The following is a 13,956-nucleotide window of genomic DNA, read 5'->3' on the forward strand; positions in this document are numbered from 1 at the left end:
ATCCACAAGCAAACCTACGGAAACCTGGGCGACACAGAAAATTATCCACCACCTGGGGATAACTTGGAGTCCACGCTAACCACGCCGTACGCACCAGGCAAGTCGTGAAATTGCGACTCGCCGATTTGCCTACGAGAGAAATGCCGCACGCGGATGGTATTTGCGCGCTGACGCGCCTCACATTGACGGGGCCGGCATTTCGGCGTAGTGTTAACGCTTTGTATGGGCCTCTCGTGCCCGTTCCGATTTCCTGGTCATCTGCGGCTGGGTGTTTTAATTCCACGCAACGGAGAGTTTCATGAGCAAGCGCACGTTCCAGCCCAACAACCGCCGCCGCGCCAAGGTGCACGGCTTCCGCCTTCGCATGCGCACCCGTGCGGGTCGCGCGATCCTCGGCGCACGTCGCGCCAAGGGCCGCACGAAGCTCTCCGCGTAACTGACGCTTCACTCGAACCCGAACGATCGTGCCGTCGAGGCAACATCGAGTCACGCGGGGTGACGAGTACCGAAGCATCGTCCGTAAGGGCCGCCGCGTGGGAGGTGCATATTGCATCACCCACGCGGTTTTGCGTTCCCCGGAGGATCCTGCACGTTTCGGATACATCGTTACGAAGGCGGTGGGCAACGCGGTCACGCGAAATCTTGTGCGCCGCCGCCTGAAGGGCATCACTGAGGCCCTGCTGCACGATGGACTCACCGGGGTGGACGTAGTATTTCGCGTACTCCCTGCCTCTTCAGATGTGCCATACGCGAGAATGGCAGACGAAGTCGGTCGGGCAGTACGCCGCGTGGTTGCAGAGAGGAATCAGTGACGCAGATGAATGTCGCCACGTTTCTTTGGCTGCTCCCCCGCAACGCGGCGATCACCATCATGAAGGTCTATCGACGCCTGATCTCTCCGCTCTACGGTGAGGTCTGTCGGTACTACCCCTCGTGCTCGCGCTACTCGCTTGAGGCGTACCAGCAGCACGGGTTTGTTCGCGGCGTCTGGCTGACCATCCGCCGACTGCTTCGCTGCAATCCCTTTTCCGCGGGCGGGATCGACGACGTTCCCACACCGCTGAACCCACACTTCCGTACGAATACTCACGGTTTTGTCTGTGCACATGGGGCAACCGTCCCAGAGCCTGCTGCCGTTACCCGAAAGGTGTAGTCCACAGATGGATTTCTTCGAGACCATACTCTGGCCGCTGCGCTGGCTCGTCGAGAGCGTGCTCGTTCTCTGGCACCAGCTCTTCACGTGGCTCGGCATGGATCCTGCAAGTGGGCTCACCTGGGTCTTGGCGATCCTGGGCGTCGTCGTCGTGGTGCGCTCAGCACTGATCCCACTGACGGTGCGCCAGATCAAGTCGCAGCGTCGCATGATGGACATGGCGCCGCAGCTGAAGAAGGTCCAGGACAAGTACAAGGGCAAGAAGGATCAGTTCTCGCGTGAGGCTATGAGCCGCGAGACCATGGCGCTGTACAAGAAGCACGGGACGAACCCGTTCGCTTCCTGCCTGCCGATCCTGCTGCAGATGCCGGTCTTCTTCTCGCTCTTCTACGTGCTGCGCCACGCCTCGGACAACCAGCCGGGCATCGGCCTGATGAACGAGAGCCTCACAGCGAGCTTTAACGCCGCATCCATATTTGGCGCCCCGCTCAAGATGACGTTCACGCAGGGCTGGGAGGCCGGGCAGACCCCGGTCGTCATTATGCTCGGGATCATCGTCATCCTGATGATCGCCTCGCAGTTCTTCACGCAGCTGCAGATCGTCTCGAAGAACGTCTCGGACGAGACCAAACAGTCGCCGATGTACCGCCAGCAGAAGATCATGCTGTACATCATTCCCTTCATGTTCCTCTTCTCCGGCGTCGCATTCCCGCTCGCGCTGAACATCTACTGGTTCTCTTCCAACATCTGGACCATGGCACAGCAGTTCATCGTGATCCGGAACATGCCGACCCCGGGCAGTGACGCATACCGCGCCCGCCAGGAGCGCCTGCGGGCGAAGGGCAAGCTCACGGATGATGCGACCCCCGAGGAAGTTGCGGAAGCCGCGCGTCAGGTGGGCCAGCGTCAGCAGCCGGTGAGCGCGAAGCGCGCGAAGAAGGGCGGGAAGAAGGCATGACCGCGATCCCGGAGACCCCGGCCGGCGAGCCGAGCCTGAGTGAACTCGAGGCCGAGGGCGACCTTGCCGCCGATTACCTTGAGGCGTTGCTCGACATCACCGATCTCGATGGAGACCTCGACATTGACGTCCGCAATGGGCGCGCGTACCTGTCGATCTCGGGCAGCGAGGATCTTGATCGCCTCGCGACTCCCGATACCGTGCAGGCGCTGCAGGAGCTGAGCCGCCTTTCGGTGCAGGCCCGTACGGGACGCTTCTCCCGTCTCATCCTCGACGTCGCTGGATCGCGTGAGGCACGCACCTCAGAACTCCAGCGTCTGGTCGACCACGCGATCGCGGCCATTGCCGCCGGCCGCGCCGAGATCGAGCTTGAGCCGATGTCGTCCTACGAACGCAAGCTCGTGCACGACTACGTCGCCGAGCGCGCCCACCACTCGGAGTCGCGCGGGGAAGGCCGGGACCGCCGTCTCGTCATCCGCCCGATCGCGGCCAGCGACTCGGTCGCCGAGTAGTTTCACGTGAAACGATGACTCACGACGACGCACCCCGAGTGACGCCCGAAGGCCACGACGCCATTCCGGTCGAAGCAGAGCCGGCAGCGGCCGCTGTGCTGGCGGGTGACCGGCTTCCGGTCCTGCGGCAGTTCGCCGAGGACCTCGGTCGCCGCGGCGAAGAGCTCGGCCTCATTGGTCCGCTCGAGCCCCCGCGTCTCTGGACGCGGCACCTACTGAACTCGGCACTGCTCGCCCCGCTCATTCGATCGGGAGCACGCGTCGCCGACATCGGCACGGGTGGCGGCATGCCGGGGCTGGTTCTCGCCATCGTGCGGCCCGATGCGGAGTTCGTGCTCATCGAGCCGATGGAACGCAGGATCGCGTGGCTGGACGAGCAGATCGACCGCTTGGGCCTCGAGAACGTCCGCACGCAGCGTGGCCGAGCCGAAGAATTCCACGGCGGCGCGGTGGAGGTCGATCAGGTTACGGCCCGAGCGGTCACCGCGCTTCGCACGCTCGTCCCCCTCACGGCTCCCCTGCTGCGCGACGGCGGCGAGTTCCTGCTGCTGAAGGGCGCGAGTGTCGAGGCGGAGATCGAGTCGGCGCGGAAGGCGATCGCCAAGTACAAGCTCCGCGACGCGCGCTTCGAGATTCTCGGCGAGGGACTTCTTGCTGAAAGTACGCGCGTCTTTCGGGCTACAGTAGAGCGAGGCTCACGCGGCGCGTGAGCCCTGTCGTTTTCAGCTGACAAACGGCCGCCGCGCGGCGCACGAGGAACTAATGACAGAAGTCGAGAGCACACCGCTGGGGAATCACCTTGCGGACAAAGTTCGGCGTCGCCGTAAGTTGGAGGCCACGAACTCGCCGTTGCCCGCGCGTACTCGCGTCATTACGGTCTCGAACCAGAAGGGCGGCGTGGGGAAAACCACCACGACCGTCAACCTTGCCGCGGCGCTCTCGCGCCGGGGGGCGAACGTGCTCGTGATCGATCTCGACCCTCAGGGGAACGCCTCGACCGCGCTCGGCGTCGAGCACCGGCCCGAGGTGACAAGCGTCTACGACGTGCTCCTCGGCGACGCCACCATCGCGGACGCCATCCAGCAGGCGAGCGACAACGATCACCTGTTCTGCGTGCCCTCGACGATTCACCTTGCCGGCGCTGAGATCGAACTCGTCTCGCTCGTCGCCCGGGAGCAGCGCCTGCGTACCGCGGTACAGAGCTTCCTCGAGGACCCCGAGCACAATTTCCACTACGTCTTCATTGACTGCCCGCCGTCGCTCGGCCTACTCACGGTCAACGCGTTCGTCGCTGCCGATGAGGTACTCATTCCGATCCAGTGCGAGTACTACGCGCTCGAGGGGCTGAGCCAGCTGCTCGGCAACATTGCGCTGATCGAGAAGCACCTGAATCCGACCCTTCGGGTCTCCACGATCCTGCTCACCATGTACGACTCACGAACGAATCTCGCCCAGGAAGTCGCCGAGGAAGTGCGCACGCACTTCCCAGCCGAGACCCTGGCTGTGGCGATCCCTCGTTCAGTGAGAATCTCGGAGGCACCGAGCTACGGGCAGACCGTGCTCGCCTACGACCCCTCGTCGACCGGCGCGCTCGCTTATCTCGAGGCGGCGGCCGAAATGGCCGAGCGGAGCAACACTTCCCCCGGTCGCGGGATCGACGAGCAGATTGAAGGAGCGTAACGATGGCCACCAAGAAGCGAAGCGGACTCGGTCGAGGCATTGGCGCGCTGATTCCGCAGTCCCCCAGCGAGGGTGAGCGACCGGTAGACGTGTTCTTCCCGTCAAATTCTGTGGCCGCCAAGGCTGAGCCGAGCGCCGAGATCGAAGTGCCCGACGACGAGCACACGCTCCGCGAGGTGCCCGGCGCGACGCTCATGCACCTCTCGCCGCTGGACATTGTCCCCAACCGGGTGCAGCCTCGCACCGAGTTTGACGAGGAAGCGCTCAGCGAGCTCACGCACAGTGTGCGCGAGTTCGGCGTGCTCCAGCCCATCGTGGTCAGGGCCATCGAGCCGGCGCCCGCGAAGGGCGAGCCCCGCTTCGAACTCATCATGGGTGAGCGCCGCCTCCGAGCCAGCAAGCGAGCCGGCCTCACCGAGATCCCCGCGATCGTGCGCAGCACGGCCGACGAGGACATGCTGCGCGACGCGCTGCTCGAGAACCTGCACCGCGCTCAGCTGAACCCCCTGGAAGAGGCATCGGCCTATCAGCAGCTGCTCGCTGACTTTGGGATCACGCAGGAACAGCTGGCGCAGCGCATTGGACGATCGCGCCCGCAGATCACGAACACGATCCGGCTATTGCAGCTTCCCGAGACTATTCAGTCGCGTGTCGCTGCCGGGGTGCTCTCGGCGGGGCACGCGCGCGCGATTCTCGCCCTGACGGGCGACGATATCGCGATGACCCATCTCGCTGACAAGATCGTCAACGAGGGCCTGTCTGTCCGCGCCGCTGAGGCGGTGGCGAGTGACACCCGCCCGAAGCGTCCCAAGCCTCGTCCGGGAGGCCGCCTCGGTCAGCTTGCCGAGATCGGTGAGCGCCTCGGGGATCGCCTAGACACTCGGGTGAAGGTGAACTTGACGGCCAAGAAAGGCCAGGTCGTGATCGAGTTCGCGACGATTCAAGACCTCAACCGGATCCTGCACGAGCTCGGCGACCCCGGATTTAGTTAGGCCTCTCCCGGGACCCGTACGGGTGTGCTTGACTGGCGACATGAGCGAAGAATTCAGAGTCGTTTCTGCGGAACGCGAAGTGTCCGCTGACGCGGAGACCGTGTTTGAGCTGATTGCCGACCCCGCCCAGCAGCCCCGGTGGGACGGCAACAACAACCTGTCATCGGCCGCCCCCGGCCAGCGAGTTCGAGCCGCCCACGACGTGTTTGTGATGACGAACGTAGGCGATCGCGTGCGCGAGAACCGGGTGGCCGAGTTTGCCGAGGGTCGGCTTATCGCCTGGCTGCCGGCGCCCGTGGGCGAGGCGGCCCCGGGCCACCTCTGGCGCTGGGAGATCGAGCCGCTCCCCGAGAACCGAGTGCTCGTTCGGCACACCTACGACTGGACGCAGCTGCATGACCCGGGCCGCATGGAGCGGGCGCGCGCGACGACGGCCGAGAACCTTCGAGCGTCGATCGATCGGCTGGCAGCTCTCGCCGAGAGCGCGTAAGCGAGAAAAGAGGGGCCAGTCCCACTTGGACCGGCCCCTCTTTTGCGAGTTCTGTTGGTTAGAGGACGCCCGCGAGCTGCTTCTCGATCATCAACTTGGGCTGGGCCCCGATGATTTCGAGGACCTCAGCGCCGTCCTTGAACACCTTCATCGCGGGGATGGAGGTGATGCGGTACTGGGCGGCGAGGTTCGGGTTCTCGTCAACATTGAGCTTGACGACGCGCAGCTTGCCCTCCTGCTCGATCGAGATCTGATCGAGGATCGGCGCGACGGCGCGGCACGGGCCGCACCAGACTGCCCAGAAGTCGACCAGCACGGGGATGTCGCTCTGCAGGACGACCTGGTCGAAGGTGCCCTCGTCGACGGTGATTGCGTTGGACATGCGAACTCCTTATGGGTGGGTCGGAAACTATGCGGTGGCGCCGGCGGGAACCGACTCGGCGAGCGCCGCGAGGAAGTGCTCGGCGTCGAGGGCCGCGACCGTGCCGGACGCGGCAGCCGTGATTGCCTGCCGGTAGCTGGGATCGATGACGTCGCCGGCGGCAAAGACGCCGGGAACCGAGGTGCGAGAACTGCGCCCGTCAACCGCGATCGTGCCGTCGGCCGTGAGGTCGAGGACGCCGTGAATGAGCGCGGTGCGCGGGTCATTGCCGATCGCGATGAAGAGTCCCTCGAGCGCGAGCTCGCTCACCTCGCCCGTGACGGTGTCGCGCAGCGTGACGCCCGTGACCGAGTCGTCCCCGGAGATACCCTCGACGCCGGCGTTCCAGATGAACTCGATCTTCTCGTTGTCGAATGCCCGCTGCTGCATGATCTTCGACGCCTTGAGCTCGTCTCGGCGGTGAATCACATAGACCTTCTTGGCGAAGCGAGTGAGGAACGTCGCCTCTTCCATCGCCGAGTCGCCGCCGCCCACGACCGCGATCGTCTTGTCGCGGAAGAAGAACCCGTCGCAGGTGGCGCACCACGAGACACCGTGCCCCGAGAGGCGATCTTCGTCAGTGATGCCGAGCTTGCGGTAGGCCGAGCCGGTCGCAAAGATCACCGAGGCGGCCTCGTGCACAGTGCCGTCCGAAGTGGTGACCTTCTTCACGTCACCCGAGAGATCGAGTGAGGCGACGTCGTCGTATGCGACCTTCGTGCCGAAGCGCTCGGCCTGCGCCTGCATCTTCTCCATGAGCTCAGGCCCCTGGATCCCCTCGGGGAAGCCGGGGAAGTTCTCGACATCGGTCGTGTTCATCAGCTCACCGCCAGGCTCTACCGAGCTCGCGAACAGCAGCGGCTCAAGACCGGCGCGCGCCGCGTAGATTGCCGCAGTGAACCCTGCCGGGCCGGAACCGATGATGATGATCTGGTGCATGCGTTCTCCTCGTGAAGCGTCGCGCGCCTGCGCGAGTTCGAAGACCCGCGTCAGGCGACTGGGGGCTCCGTTGGGTGTAACTCATCCTACGGCTCGACTATTCCCGGATCCTCAGCCGACGTACGGGAGCGACGCCGGATACTGCGCCAGATGCCAAATCCGAAGAAAGCGGCGGTGAGGACGGCGAGCGAACCCAGGGCCACGGTCTCCCAGCTGCTGCGGATGGAGATCGCGAGCAGGCCGCTCGTGACGACCTCACCGCCGCTGGCGGCCGTCAGTTCGACCTCGAGACCGGACTCGCCGGACGAGACTCTGGTGCGCACCGGCACCAGGATGTTGGTGCTGCTCTCGCTCGGAATGAGCGCGGGCTTCAGGTCCTCGCCAGTCACGACAAGTGCGGCGTTGGTGGGGACGACCTCGGCGACGAGGAGGGCGTCGAAGGGCAGGGTATTGCGCACCTGGATCGGCACGCGCGACGTGGTCCCGACCAGCTGCGTGTGGGTCGAGGTCACGACGCGCACACCGTTCAGTGTCTCGGCGTCGCGTTCGGCGGCACGCTGCGCCGCGGACGCGAAGTTGGCGTCGGGTGTCGTGTAGCGGGCGCTGAACAGCTGGAGTAGGCGAACGCGCTGCAGGTCGATGAGGTACTCGGGCGCCACGAGCACCCGCGAATAGTCGAGCACCTGTGGTTCACGGGCGACAGCCTCGCCGAGGGCGGCGATTCGTTCAGGAGACGCTGCTTCGGCGGCGGGCGTGAGCGTGACGGCGCCCTCAGGGAGCTCCCCCGGCGCGACCGGTTCGACCCACGGCAGCGCCGACAGCGTATTGACCAAGTCGACCGCGTAGGGCGACTCCGGGGTCGCGGCGCGATCGAGGGCGACGACGGTGCCCGGGTCGCCCGCCTGGGCACGCAGTACCAGGAGCGCGCTCGTGCGAGCGACGCCCGAGCGGTGACCGGTCTCGTTCTCGGCGGTCAGCGCCGTGCGAGCAGCCGCGTCGAGCGATGCGTCCGAGACGAGGTACTCGACCCCGTTCAGCGTCCCGCGCGCCGCGCCGCCCGCGACCGAGACGTTCTCGCCCGAAGCGATCACCCGGGAGTAGCCGTTGCGCCCGAGGAGGTCGAGCACCTTGGGGGTAAGACTGTCCGACGCCGGCCACGCAGTGCCGGGCAAGGTGGTCGCAACAGTGGTCAGCTCGGCGAGGCTGGGCACGCCAATCGGCTCAGGGTCCGGCGCCGGTTCGTCGGGGGGGCCGTCAGTCGGACTCGGCTCGGCGGGAGTTTCGGCAGGATCCTGCCCCGCGAACGTCCCAAAGCGGGTCGCAAAGGAGAGGCCTTCAGGGGCGAGCATGCGCGAGAACCCGAGCGCCGCCTGGGCGGAGGGATCAGCGTCGGCAAATTGCAGGGCAAAGGTCGAAGCGCTCGTCAGACCCAGTCGCTCAACAAAGCTCTGTGCGGAGGCGGAGGCCGATTCGCCGTAGACGCGCACGCCAGCCACCACACGTGGGTCGATGGCAAGCGTCGCGCCGCGCTGCTCCGCGGTGTTCAGGAGCTCGTCGAGCTGCGACCCGGGACCCATGAGTTCGTCCAACTGACCGCGTCGCGGCAGGCTCGGGATGCTCTCGGGAAGGATCATCGGCACGATGGTCGTCAATTGCACCCGGGTGAGCCCGCCCGCGCCGCGCCAGACGATAGGGGCGGTGGTGGAGAGTTCCGGTGTGTCGCTGTCGGCATCGGGCACGATCTGGGCAGAGACGCGGTACACGCCAGCGTCGGAGGCCGTGGTCAGCGGCCACTCTGCGCGCGGGACCGCGAGGCTGACGAGGCGCCCCTCCCCCGCGGGCACGGTCGGGGTCTCCGCCTCGAGCAGCGTGAGCGCAGTCTCGATGGGGAACTCCGCGTCGAGCCCAGCCTCGCCGGTGATTCGAATCGGGTCGAGGGCGAGCTCGACCCGAGACGCGGCGAGCTCGGTGTCGCCCGGATTCTCGAGCCACAGCTCAAACTCGGCCGACTCGTCGTTGCTGAGGAGCGCGGGGCGGACAGGGGCGAGCGTGAGGACCGGGGACGGCTGGGTCTTCGCTACCTCCGCGGCGCGGGTCGCTGTGTGCTGCGCCGACTGCCCAACGGCGCCCGCGGGCGGGGTCGCATTGCCGAGCGCGAACGTGCCGAATGCGACGGTGCCCAGGGCCAGCGCCACGGCGAGTACCCCGGCGCCGACGCGAGATCGGGCGCGCCTGGCAGCGGGTGCACCGGAGGGGGTGCCGAGAGGGCCGCGTTCGAGCATCCCCCCAGTGTACGAGTGGTGTCCGCGCAGGGGCTGTCGGCCACGGGTACGATCGCGCATTCCCGCTTCGCGACTACGCTTGAGGGATGCACTCCCTCGCCGAATCCCTCGACGCACTGCGCGAAATCGCCGAGTCCCGACCGGTCAAGGCACTCGCCGAAGCCTTCGCCGCGGCAGGACACGAGTTCGCGCTGGTGGGTGGCCCCGTCCGCGACGCCCTCCTGGGACGCCGTGTGTCCGATCTCGATTTCACGACTTCGGCCCGGCCAGACGAGACCCGAGCCATTCTCGAGACCGTCGCCGCGAAGACGTGGGACGTCGGCCGCGCATTTGGCACGATCGCGGCCAGGGTGCACGGTGAGACCGTCGAGGTCACCACGTATCGCGCTGAGCTCTACCGCGACGACTCGCGCAAGCCTGAGGTCACCTTCGGCGACACCATCGAGGGCGACCTCGTGCGGCGCGACTTTACGATCAACGCCCTCGCGCTGATGCTGCCCTCACTCAAGCTGGTCGACGTCTCGGGTGGCGTTGACGATCTCCTTGCGGGCAGGATCAAGACCCCGGGCTCCGCGGAATCCTCGTTCACGGATGACCCGCTGCGCATGCTGCGCGCCGCGCGCTTCTCTGCGCAGCTCGGCTTTGTGGTCGAGGACGACGTGCGGGACGCGATGGTGGAGTTCGCGCCGCGGCTCGAGATCGTCTCGGCCGAGCGGATCCGGGACGAGCTCCTGAAACTGCTCGCGACCGATCGCCCGGCAGCAGGGATCCGGCTGCTGGTAGACACCGGCCTTGCCGACCGCTTCCTGCCCGAACTCAGCGAGTTGCGGGCGACCCAGGACGACCACGGCCGGCACAAGGACGTCTACGAGCACAGCCTGACCGTGCTCGAACAGGCGATTGGGCTTGAGATCGCGCGGCGCACCGACCCCGACGCCGGCCCGGATCTCGTCTTGCGTCTCGCCGCGCTTCTGCACGACATCGGGAAGCCGTCGACGCGAAAGTTCGAGCGGGGTGGAGTCACCTTCCACCACCACGATCTCGTCGGCGCCAAGCTCGCGCGGAAGCGGCTGCGCGCGCTGCGCCTGGACAATGAGACGATCGCCTCGGTCGCGCGCCTCATTGAGCTGCACCTCCGGTTCTTTGGCTACAGCGACCAGCAGTGGACCGACTCGGCGGTGCGACGCTACGTTCGTGACGCGGGTGCCGAGCTCGATCGGCTGCACATCATCACGCGGGCGGACGTCACCACCCGGAACCGTCGCAAGGCCGAACGCTTGGAGTTCGCGTACGACGACATCGAAGCGCGCATCGTGACGCTCGCCGAGGAGGAGGAGCTCGCGGCGGTGCGTCCCGAGCTCGACGGCGAGCAGATCATGGCTCTGCTCGGGATCGGCCCGGGGCGTGATGTCGGTGAGGCCTACCGCTATCTCCTCGAAGTGCGTCTCGATGAGGGGCCGATTGGTGAGGAAGCCGCAGCCGACCGGCTGCGGGACTGGTGGAATGCGCGTCGAGCGGAGCAGGGATGAATGAGGCAATGAACATCGCTGAGTGGTTTGGCGGCGCGGAGCGGATCCTGTTCGTCCATGCGCACCCCGACGATGAGTCACTCGCCACGGGCGGGACTATCGCGGCGCTTTCCGCAGCGGGTCGGGACCCCGGCGTCGTCACGCTGACGCGTGGCGAACAGGGCGAGCTCTCCCCCGGCACCGAGCTCGACGAGCCGCTCGCAGACCATCGCGCGGGCGAACTCGCGGCGGCGCTCGCGGCGTTGGGCGTGCGTTCACACGCGTTCTTGGGCGAGCTGCCCGCCCGCAGCGCGCAGCTGCCCCCGCGTCGGTACCTCGACTCAGGCATGTCTTGGGGGCCCGACGGACGGGCGACTGCCGCGGCCGACATCGACGAGGCTGCGCTCACCCGGGCCTCCGCGAGCGAGGCGCTCGCCGACCTCGTTGCGGTCGCCGACGCGTGGGACATCGACGCCGTCGTGAGCTACGACGCAATGGGCGGCTACGGCCACCCCGACCACGTGTTTGCGCATCGCGCCGGCCGCGCGGTGGCCTTCGGCCTCGACGTCCCCTTCTGGGAGATCGTGGTCGACCCGCTTCGCCCCGCGGGCGAGATCGGCTCAAGCCCCGTGCACACCTACGACGTTTCGCCGTGGCTGGACCAGAAGGTCGCGGCACTCGGCGCTCACCAGACCCAGCTGAGCCTCGAGGGTGAGGTGATCACGCACGTCGGCGGCCAGAAAGATCTGGTTGCTCCGCTCGAGTACTTCCGTAGACTCGAGGCACCCGACGGACGGAGATCCTGATGACGCAGCTGCCACCGGACCCGCACTTCCCGGCTGCTCCGGGGCAGCCGGTTCCCCCGCGTCCGCCCGTCCAACAGGTTCCTCCCGTGCCGCAGTACGCCGCCCCGCCGCCGCACTCCCCCGGCCAACCCCCGCAGTACGCCGGCGCCCCCGTCCCTCCCGGCCAGCCACCCCGTCGCGGTCTGCCCGCCTGGGCGTGGGTGGTGATCGGCCTGTTTGCGGCACTCTTCATCGGGCTCATTGTCGCGATGGCCGTATTGATCCCCCGGATCGTGAACGAGTTCACCGACGCGGTGAATCCGGGGCCGCTGCCCACTGAAGGGGCGCCCGCACCGACGGACGACTTCGACGATGACGACGTTCTGGGCGGCACCGTGTTCTCGCTCGATCAGCAGGTCCCGCTTGCCGCCGGCCCGTTCTGGGGCATCGGCTACGACGCTGACTGGCAGATCGAGATTTGGGACACCGAGGGTGTGAACCAACTCTCTCATGCCGAGAGCGGCTGCAAGATGTACACCTTCCAGGGCAGCGGAGTGCCAGACGCCGCCACGGCCGCTACCGATCGTGAGGCGACCGAGCTCAGCATTCCCGTCGCGCTCGGGCTCGGATTGCCATGGGACTCGGCAGTAGACCCCGAGGTTGGGCCTGACGGCAGCTGGAATGCCCGCTTCGACTTCGGACCGGATCAGGTGGAGCTGACCCAGCTCAGAGCGCAGTACACGACGACGAGCGGCGAGGCGCGAGAGCGCGTCATCCTGCTTCGCGCGTTTCTGCCGGTCAACAACGTTCTCCTCGCGCAGGTAGATTGCCCAGCCGGAGAATCCGAGCTGATGGATCAGCTGGAAGACTTCTCGGTCACGCAGTACTAGTCTGCCGGGGCCGCGCGAAACGCCCGGCATTGGTGATAGGCTAACGAGGTTGTCTGTGCCCATATGGCGCGGACACGATGCAAATACCCTCCTGTCACAGAGATCCTGTGACCTTTGAGTCCGAAGGAGGTGGGTAAGTGACGCATCAGTATGAACTCATGGTGATCCTCGATCCGGCAGTTGATGAGCGCACCGTGGCCCCCAGCATGGATAAGTTCCTTGGGGTTATCACTAACGCAGGTGGATCGATCGACAAGGTCGACATCTGGGGCAAGCGCCGTCTTGCGTACGAGATCAACAAGAAGTCCGAAGGCATTTACGTCGTCGTCGACTTCACCGCAACTTCCGCCGCGAGCGACGAGCTGGATCGCCAGCTGGGTCTCTCCGAGGCAGTGCTCCGCACCAAGGTGCTCCGCGCAGACGAAGGCATCGCCCAGCGCGCTGCCCAGGCTGAGCGTGACGCTGCAAAGGCCGCTCGCGCGGCTGCGAAGCAGAGCGCGTAGTCCATGGCCGGCGAGACCGTGATCACCGTGGTCGGCAACCTTACTGCCGACCCCGAGCTGAAGTTCACGAATAGCGGCGTGGCTTTGGCCTCGTTCACCATCGCAAGTACCCCCCGCACGTTCGACAAGCAGTCGAACGAGTGGAAGGACGGCGAGGCGCTCTTCCTGCGCTGCAGCGTGTGGCGCGAGTTCGCCGAGCACGTGGCGAGCTCGTTGACGAAGGGGTCCCGCGTTATTGCAAAGGGAAACCTCCGCCAGCGCTCCTACGAAACCCGCGAGGGCGAACGGCGTACGTCGTTCGAACTGGACGTCGATGAAATCGGCCCCAGCCTCCGGTACGCCACCGCTCAGGTAACGCGCGCGCAGTCGCGTGGCTCCGTGGGTGGCTTCAATGGTGGCGGCGGTGGTGCGGCGCAGGCCGCTCCGGCGCAGCAGCAGCAGCAGCAGCAGCCCTGGGGGCAGTCGACGACATCGAGCGATAGCTGGGCAAACCCCGGCGCGAGCTTCGATGACACTGAGGCTCCCTTCTAACGATTTTTTGCCCGCACTGGGCACAGCTACACGAAAAGAGACAACATGGCTGGCAAGTCAAGCGGCGCAGCCCGCAAGCCGGGCCGCGGAAAGAACGCGAAGGTCACCGCACCCGCGAAGTCCATCACCGTTGGCGTCATCGATTACAAGGATGTCGCAACGCTCCGTAAGTTCATTTCCGAGCGCGGGAAGATCCGTGCACGCCGTATTACTGGCGTGTCGGTTCAGGAACAGCGCCTCATCGCGAAGGCAGTCAAGAACGCCCGCGAGATGGCACTGCTGCCCTACGCTGGCTCGGGCCGGTAGGGAGTA

At 66.3% G+C, this 13,956-nt stretch carries 18 protein-coding genes; 15 read left to right on the plus strand and 3 right to left on the minus strand.

Annotation, left to right across the window (positions count from 1 at the left end):
- The first annotated feature begins 298 nt into the window (after positions 1 to 298).
- The 9 genes from rpmH to KOE53_RS06140 are packed head-to-tail and all read left to right on the plus strand — an operon-like array spanning position 299 to position 5,785.
- Entirely contained in the window at positions 299 to 436 is a 138-nt protein-coding gene (gene rpmH, locus KOE53_RS06100; protein ID WP_188045084.1) for a 50S ribosomal protein L34, read from the plus strand.
- A 28-nt stretch (positions 437 to 464) separates the two neighbouring features.
- Positions 465 to 812 (plus strand): ribonuclease P protein component, encoded by a 348-nt coding sequence (gene rnpA / locus KOE53_RS06105; protein ID WP_188057794.1) that lies wholly within the window; start codon positions 465 to 467, stop codon positions 810 to 812.
- 5 nt (positions 813 to 817) lie between these two features.
- Positions 818 to 1,153, plus strand: a complete 336-nt coding sequence (yidD, locus tag KOE53_RS06110; RefSeq protein WP_188045249.1) for a membrane protein insertion efficiency factor YidD — start codon at positions 818 to 820, stop codon at positions 1,151 to 1,153.
- A 7-nt stretch (positions 1,154 to 1,160) separates the two neighbouring features.
- Positions 1,161 to 2,111, plus strand: a complete 951-nt coding sequence (yidC, locus tag KOE53_RS06115; RefSeq protein WP_188057795.1) for a membrane protein insertase YidC — start codon at positions 1,161 to 1,163, stop codon at positions 2,109 to 2,111.
- The gene (locus KOE53_RS06120) at positions 2,108 to 2,623 is read left to right on the plus strand and encodes a Jag family protein (RefSeq protein WP_188057796.1); all 516 of its coding nucleotides are present in this window, start codon (positions 2,108 to 2,110) and stop codon (positions 2,621 to 2,623) included. Before yidC ends, KOE53_RS06120 begins: the two co-directional genes overlap by 4 nt.
- A 14-nt stretch (positions 2,624 to 2,637) precedes the next feature.
- Positions 2,638 to 3,333: a 16S rRNA (guanine(527)-N(7))-methyltransferase RsmG gene (gene rsmG, locus KOE53_RS06125; RefSeq protein ID WP_188057797.1), complete on the plus strand. Its 696-nt coding sequence runs from the start codon at positions 2,638 to 2,640 to the stop codon at positions 3,331 to 3,333.
- A 52-nt stretch (positions 3,334 to 3,385) separates the two neighbouring features.
- Positions 3,386 to 4,303: a ParA family protein gene (locus tag KOE53_RS06130; protein ID WP_188045089.1), complete on the plus strand. Its 918-nt coding sequence runs from the start codon at positions 3,386 to 3,388 to the stop codon at positions 4,301 to 4,303.
- 2 nt (positions 4,304 to 4,305) lie between these two features.
- Positions 4,306 to 5,295: a ParB/RepB/Spo0J family partition protein gene (locus KOE53_RS06135; protein ID WP_188045090.1), complete on the plus strand. Its 990-nt coding sequence runs from the start codon at positions 4,306 to 4,308 to the stop codon at positions 5,293 to 5,295.
- A gap of 40 nt (positions 5,296 to 5,335) precedes the next feature.
- Positions 5,336 to 5,785 (plus strand): SRPBCC family protein, encoded by a 450-nt coding sequence (locus KOE53_RS06140; protein ID WP_188057798.1) that lies wholly within the window; start codon positions 5,336 to 5,338, stop codon positions 5,783 to 5,785.
- A 58-nt stretch (positions 5,786 to 5,843) separates the two neighbouring features.
- On the opposite strand, the gene trxA is transcribed toward KOE53_RS06140, so the two are convergent.
- From trxA to KOE53_RS06155, 3 genes are all read right to left on the minus strand, one after another.
- The gene (gene trxA / locus KOE53_RS06145; protein WP_188045092.1) at positions 5,844 to 6,167 is read right to left on the minus strand and encodes a thioredoxin; all 324 of its coding nucleotides are present in this window, start codon (positions 6,165 to 6,167) and stop codon (positions 5,844 to 5,846) included.
- 27 nt (positions 6,168 to 6,194) lie between these two features.
- Complete coding sequence (gene trxB, locus KOE53_RS06150) at positions 6,195 to 7,145, minus strand: thioredoxin-disulfide reductase (RefSeq protein ID WP_188045093.1); 951 nt, start codon at positions 7,143 to 7,145, stop codon at positions 6,195 to 6,197.
- A gap of 86 nt (positions 7,146 to 7,231) precedes the next feature.
- Positions 7,232 to 9,427, minus strand: coding sequence for a DUF6049 family protein (locus tag KOE53_RS06155; protein ID WP_188057799.1), 2,196 nt, complete (start codon positions 9,425 to 9,427; stop codon positions 7,232 to 7,234).
- Between the two features lie 86 nt (positions 9,428 to 9,513).
- Between KOE53_RS06155 and KOE53_RS06160 the strand changes: the two genes are divergently transcribed.
- The 6 genes from KOE53_RS06160 to rpsR all read left to right on the plus strand — a co-directional run bounded on the left by KOE53_RS06160 (position 9,514) and on the right by rpsR (position 13,950).
- Positions 9,514 to 10,956 carry a CCA tRNA nucleotidyltransferase gene (locus tag KOE53_RS06160; protein ID WP_188045095.1) on the plus strand — a complete coding sequence of 481 codons (1,443 nt, stop codon included), beginning with the start codon at positions 9,514 to 9,516 and terminating at the stop codon, positions 10,954 to 10,956.
- On the plus strand, positions 10,953 to 11,741 hold the full coding sequence (locus tag KOE53_RS06165; RefSeq protein WP_188057800.1) for a PIG-L deacetylase family protein: 789 nt from the start codon (positions 10,953 to 10,955) through the stop codon (positions 11,739 to 11,741). The genes KOE53_RS06160 and KOE53_RS06165 overlap by 4 nt, the downstream gene beginning before the upstream one ends.
- On the plus strand, positions 11,741 to 12,610 hold the full coding sequence (locus tag KOE53_RS06170) for a hypothetical protein (protein WP_188057801.1): 870 nt from the start codon (positions 11,741 to 11,743) through the stop codon (positions 12,608 to 12,610). Before KOE53_RS06165 ends, KOE53_RS06170 begins: the two co-directional genes overlap by 1 nt.
- 137 nt (positions 12,611 to 12,747) lie before the next feature.
- Complete coding sequence (rpsF, locus tag KOE53_RS06175; protein WP_188045098.1) at positions 12,748 to 13,113, plus strand: 30S ribosomal protein S6; 366 nt, start codon at positions 12,748 to 12,750, stop codon at positions 13,111 to 13,113.
- 3 nt (positions 13,114 to 13,116) lie between these two features.
- The gene (locus KOE53_RS06180) at positions 13,117 to 13,644 is read left to right on the plus strand and encodes a single-stranded DNA-binding protein (RefSeq protein WP_188057802.1); all 528 of its coding nucleotides are present in this window, start codon (positions 13,117 to 13,119) and stop codon (positions 13,642 to 13,644) included.
- A gap of 45 nt (positions 13,645 to 13,689) precedes the next feature.
- Entirely contained in the window at positions 13,690 to 13,950 is a 261-nt protein-coding gene (gene rpsR, locus KOE53_RS06185) for a 30S ribosomal protein S18 (RefSeq protein WP_188045100.1), read from the plus strand.
- The last annotated feature ends 6 nt before the right edge of the window (positions 13,951 to 13,956 follow it).

Source organism: Leucobacter sp. CX87, assembly GCF_018682295.1.
In the GTDB taxonomy this organism is placed as follows: Bacteria; Actinomycetota; Actinomycetes; order Actinomycetales; family Microbacteriaceae; genus Cx-87.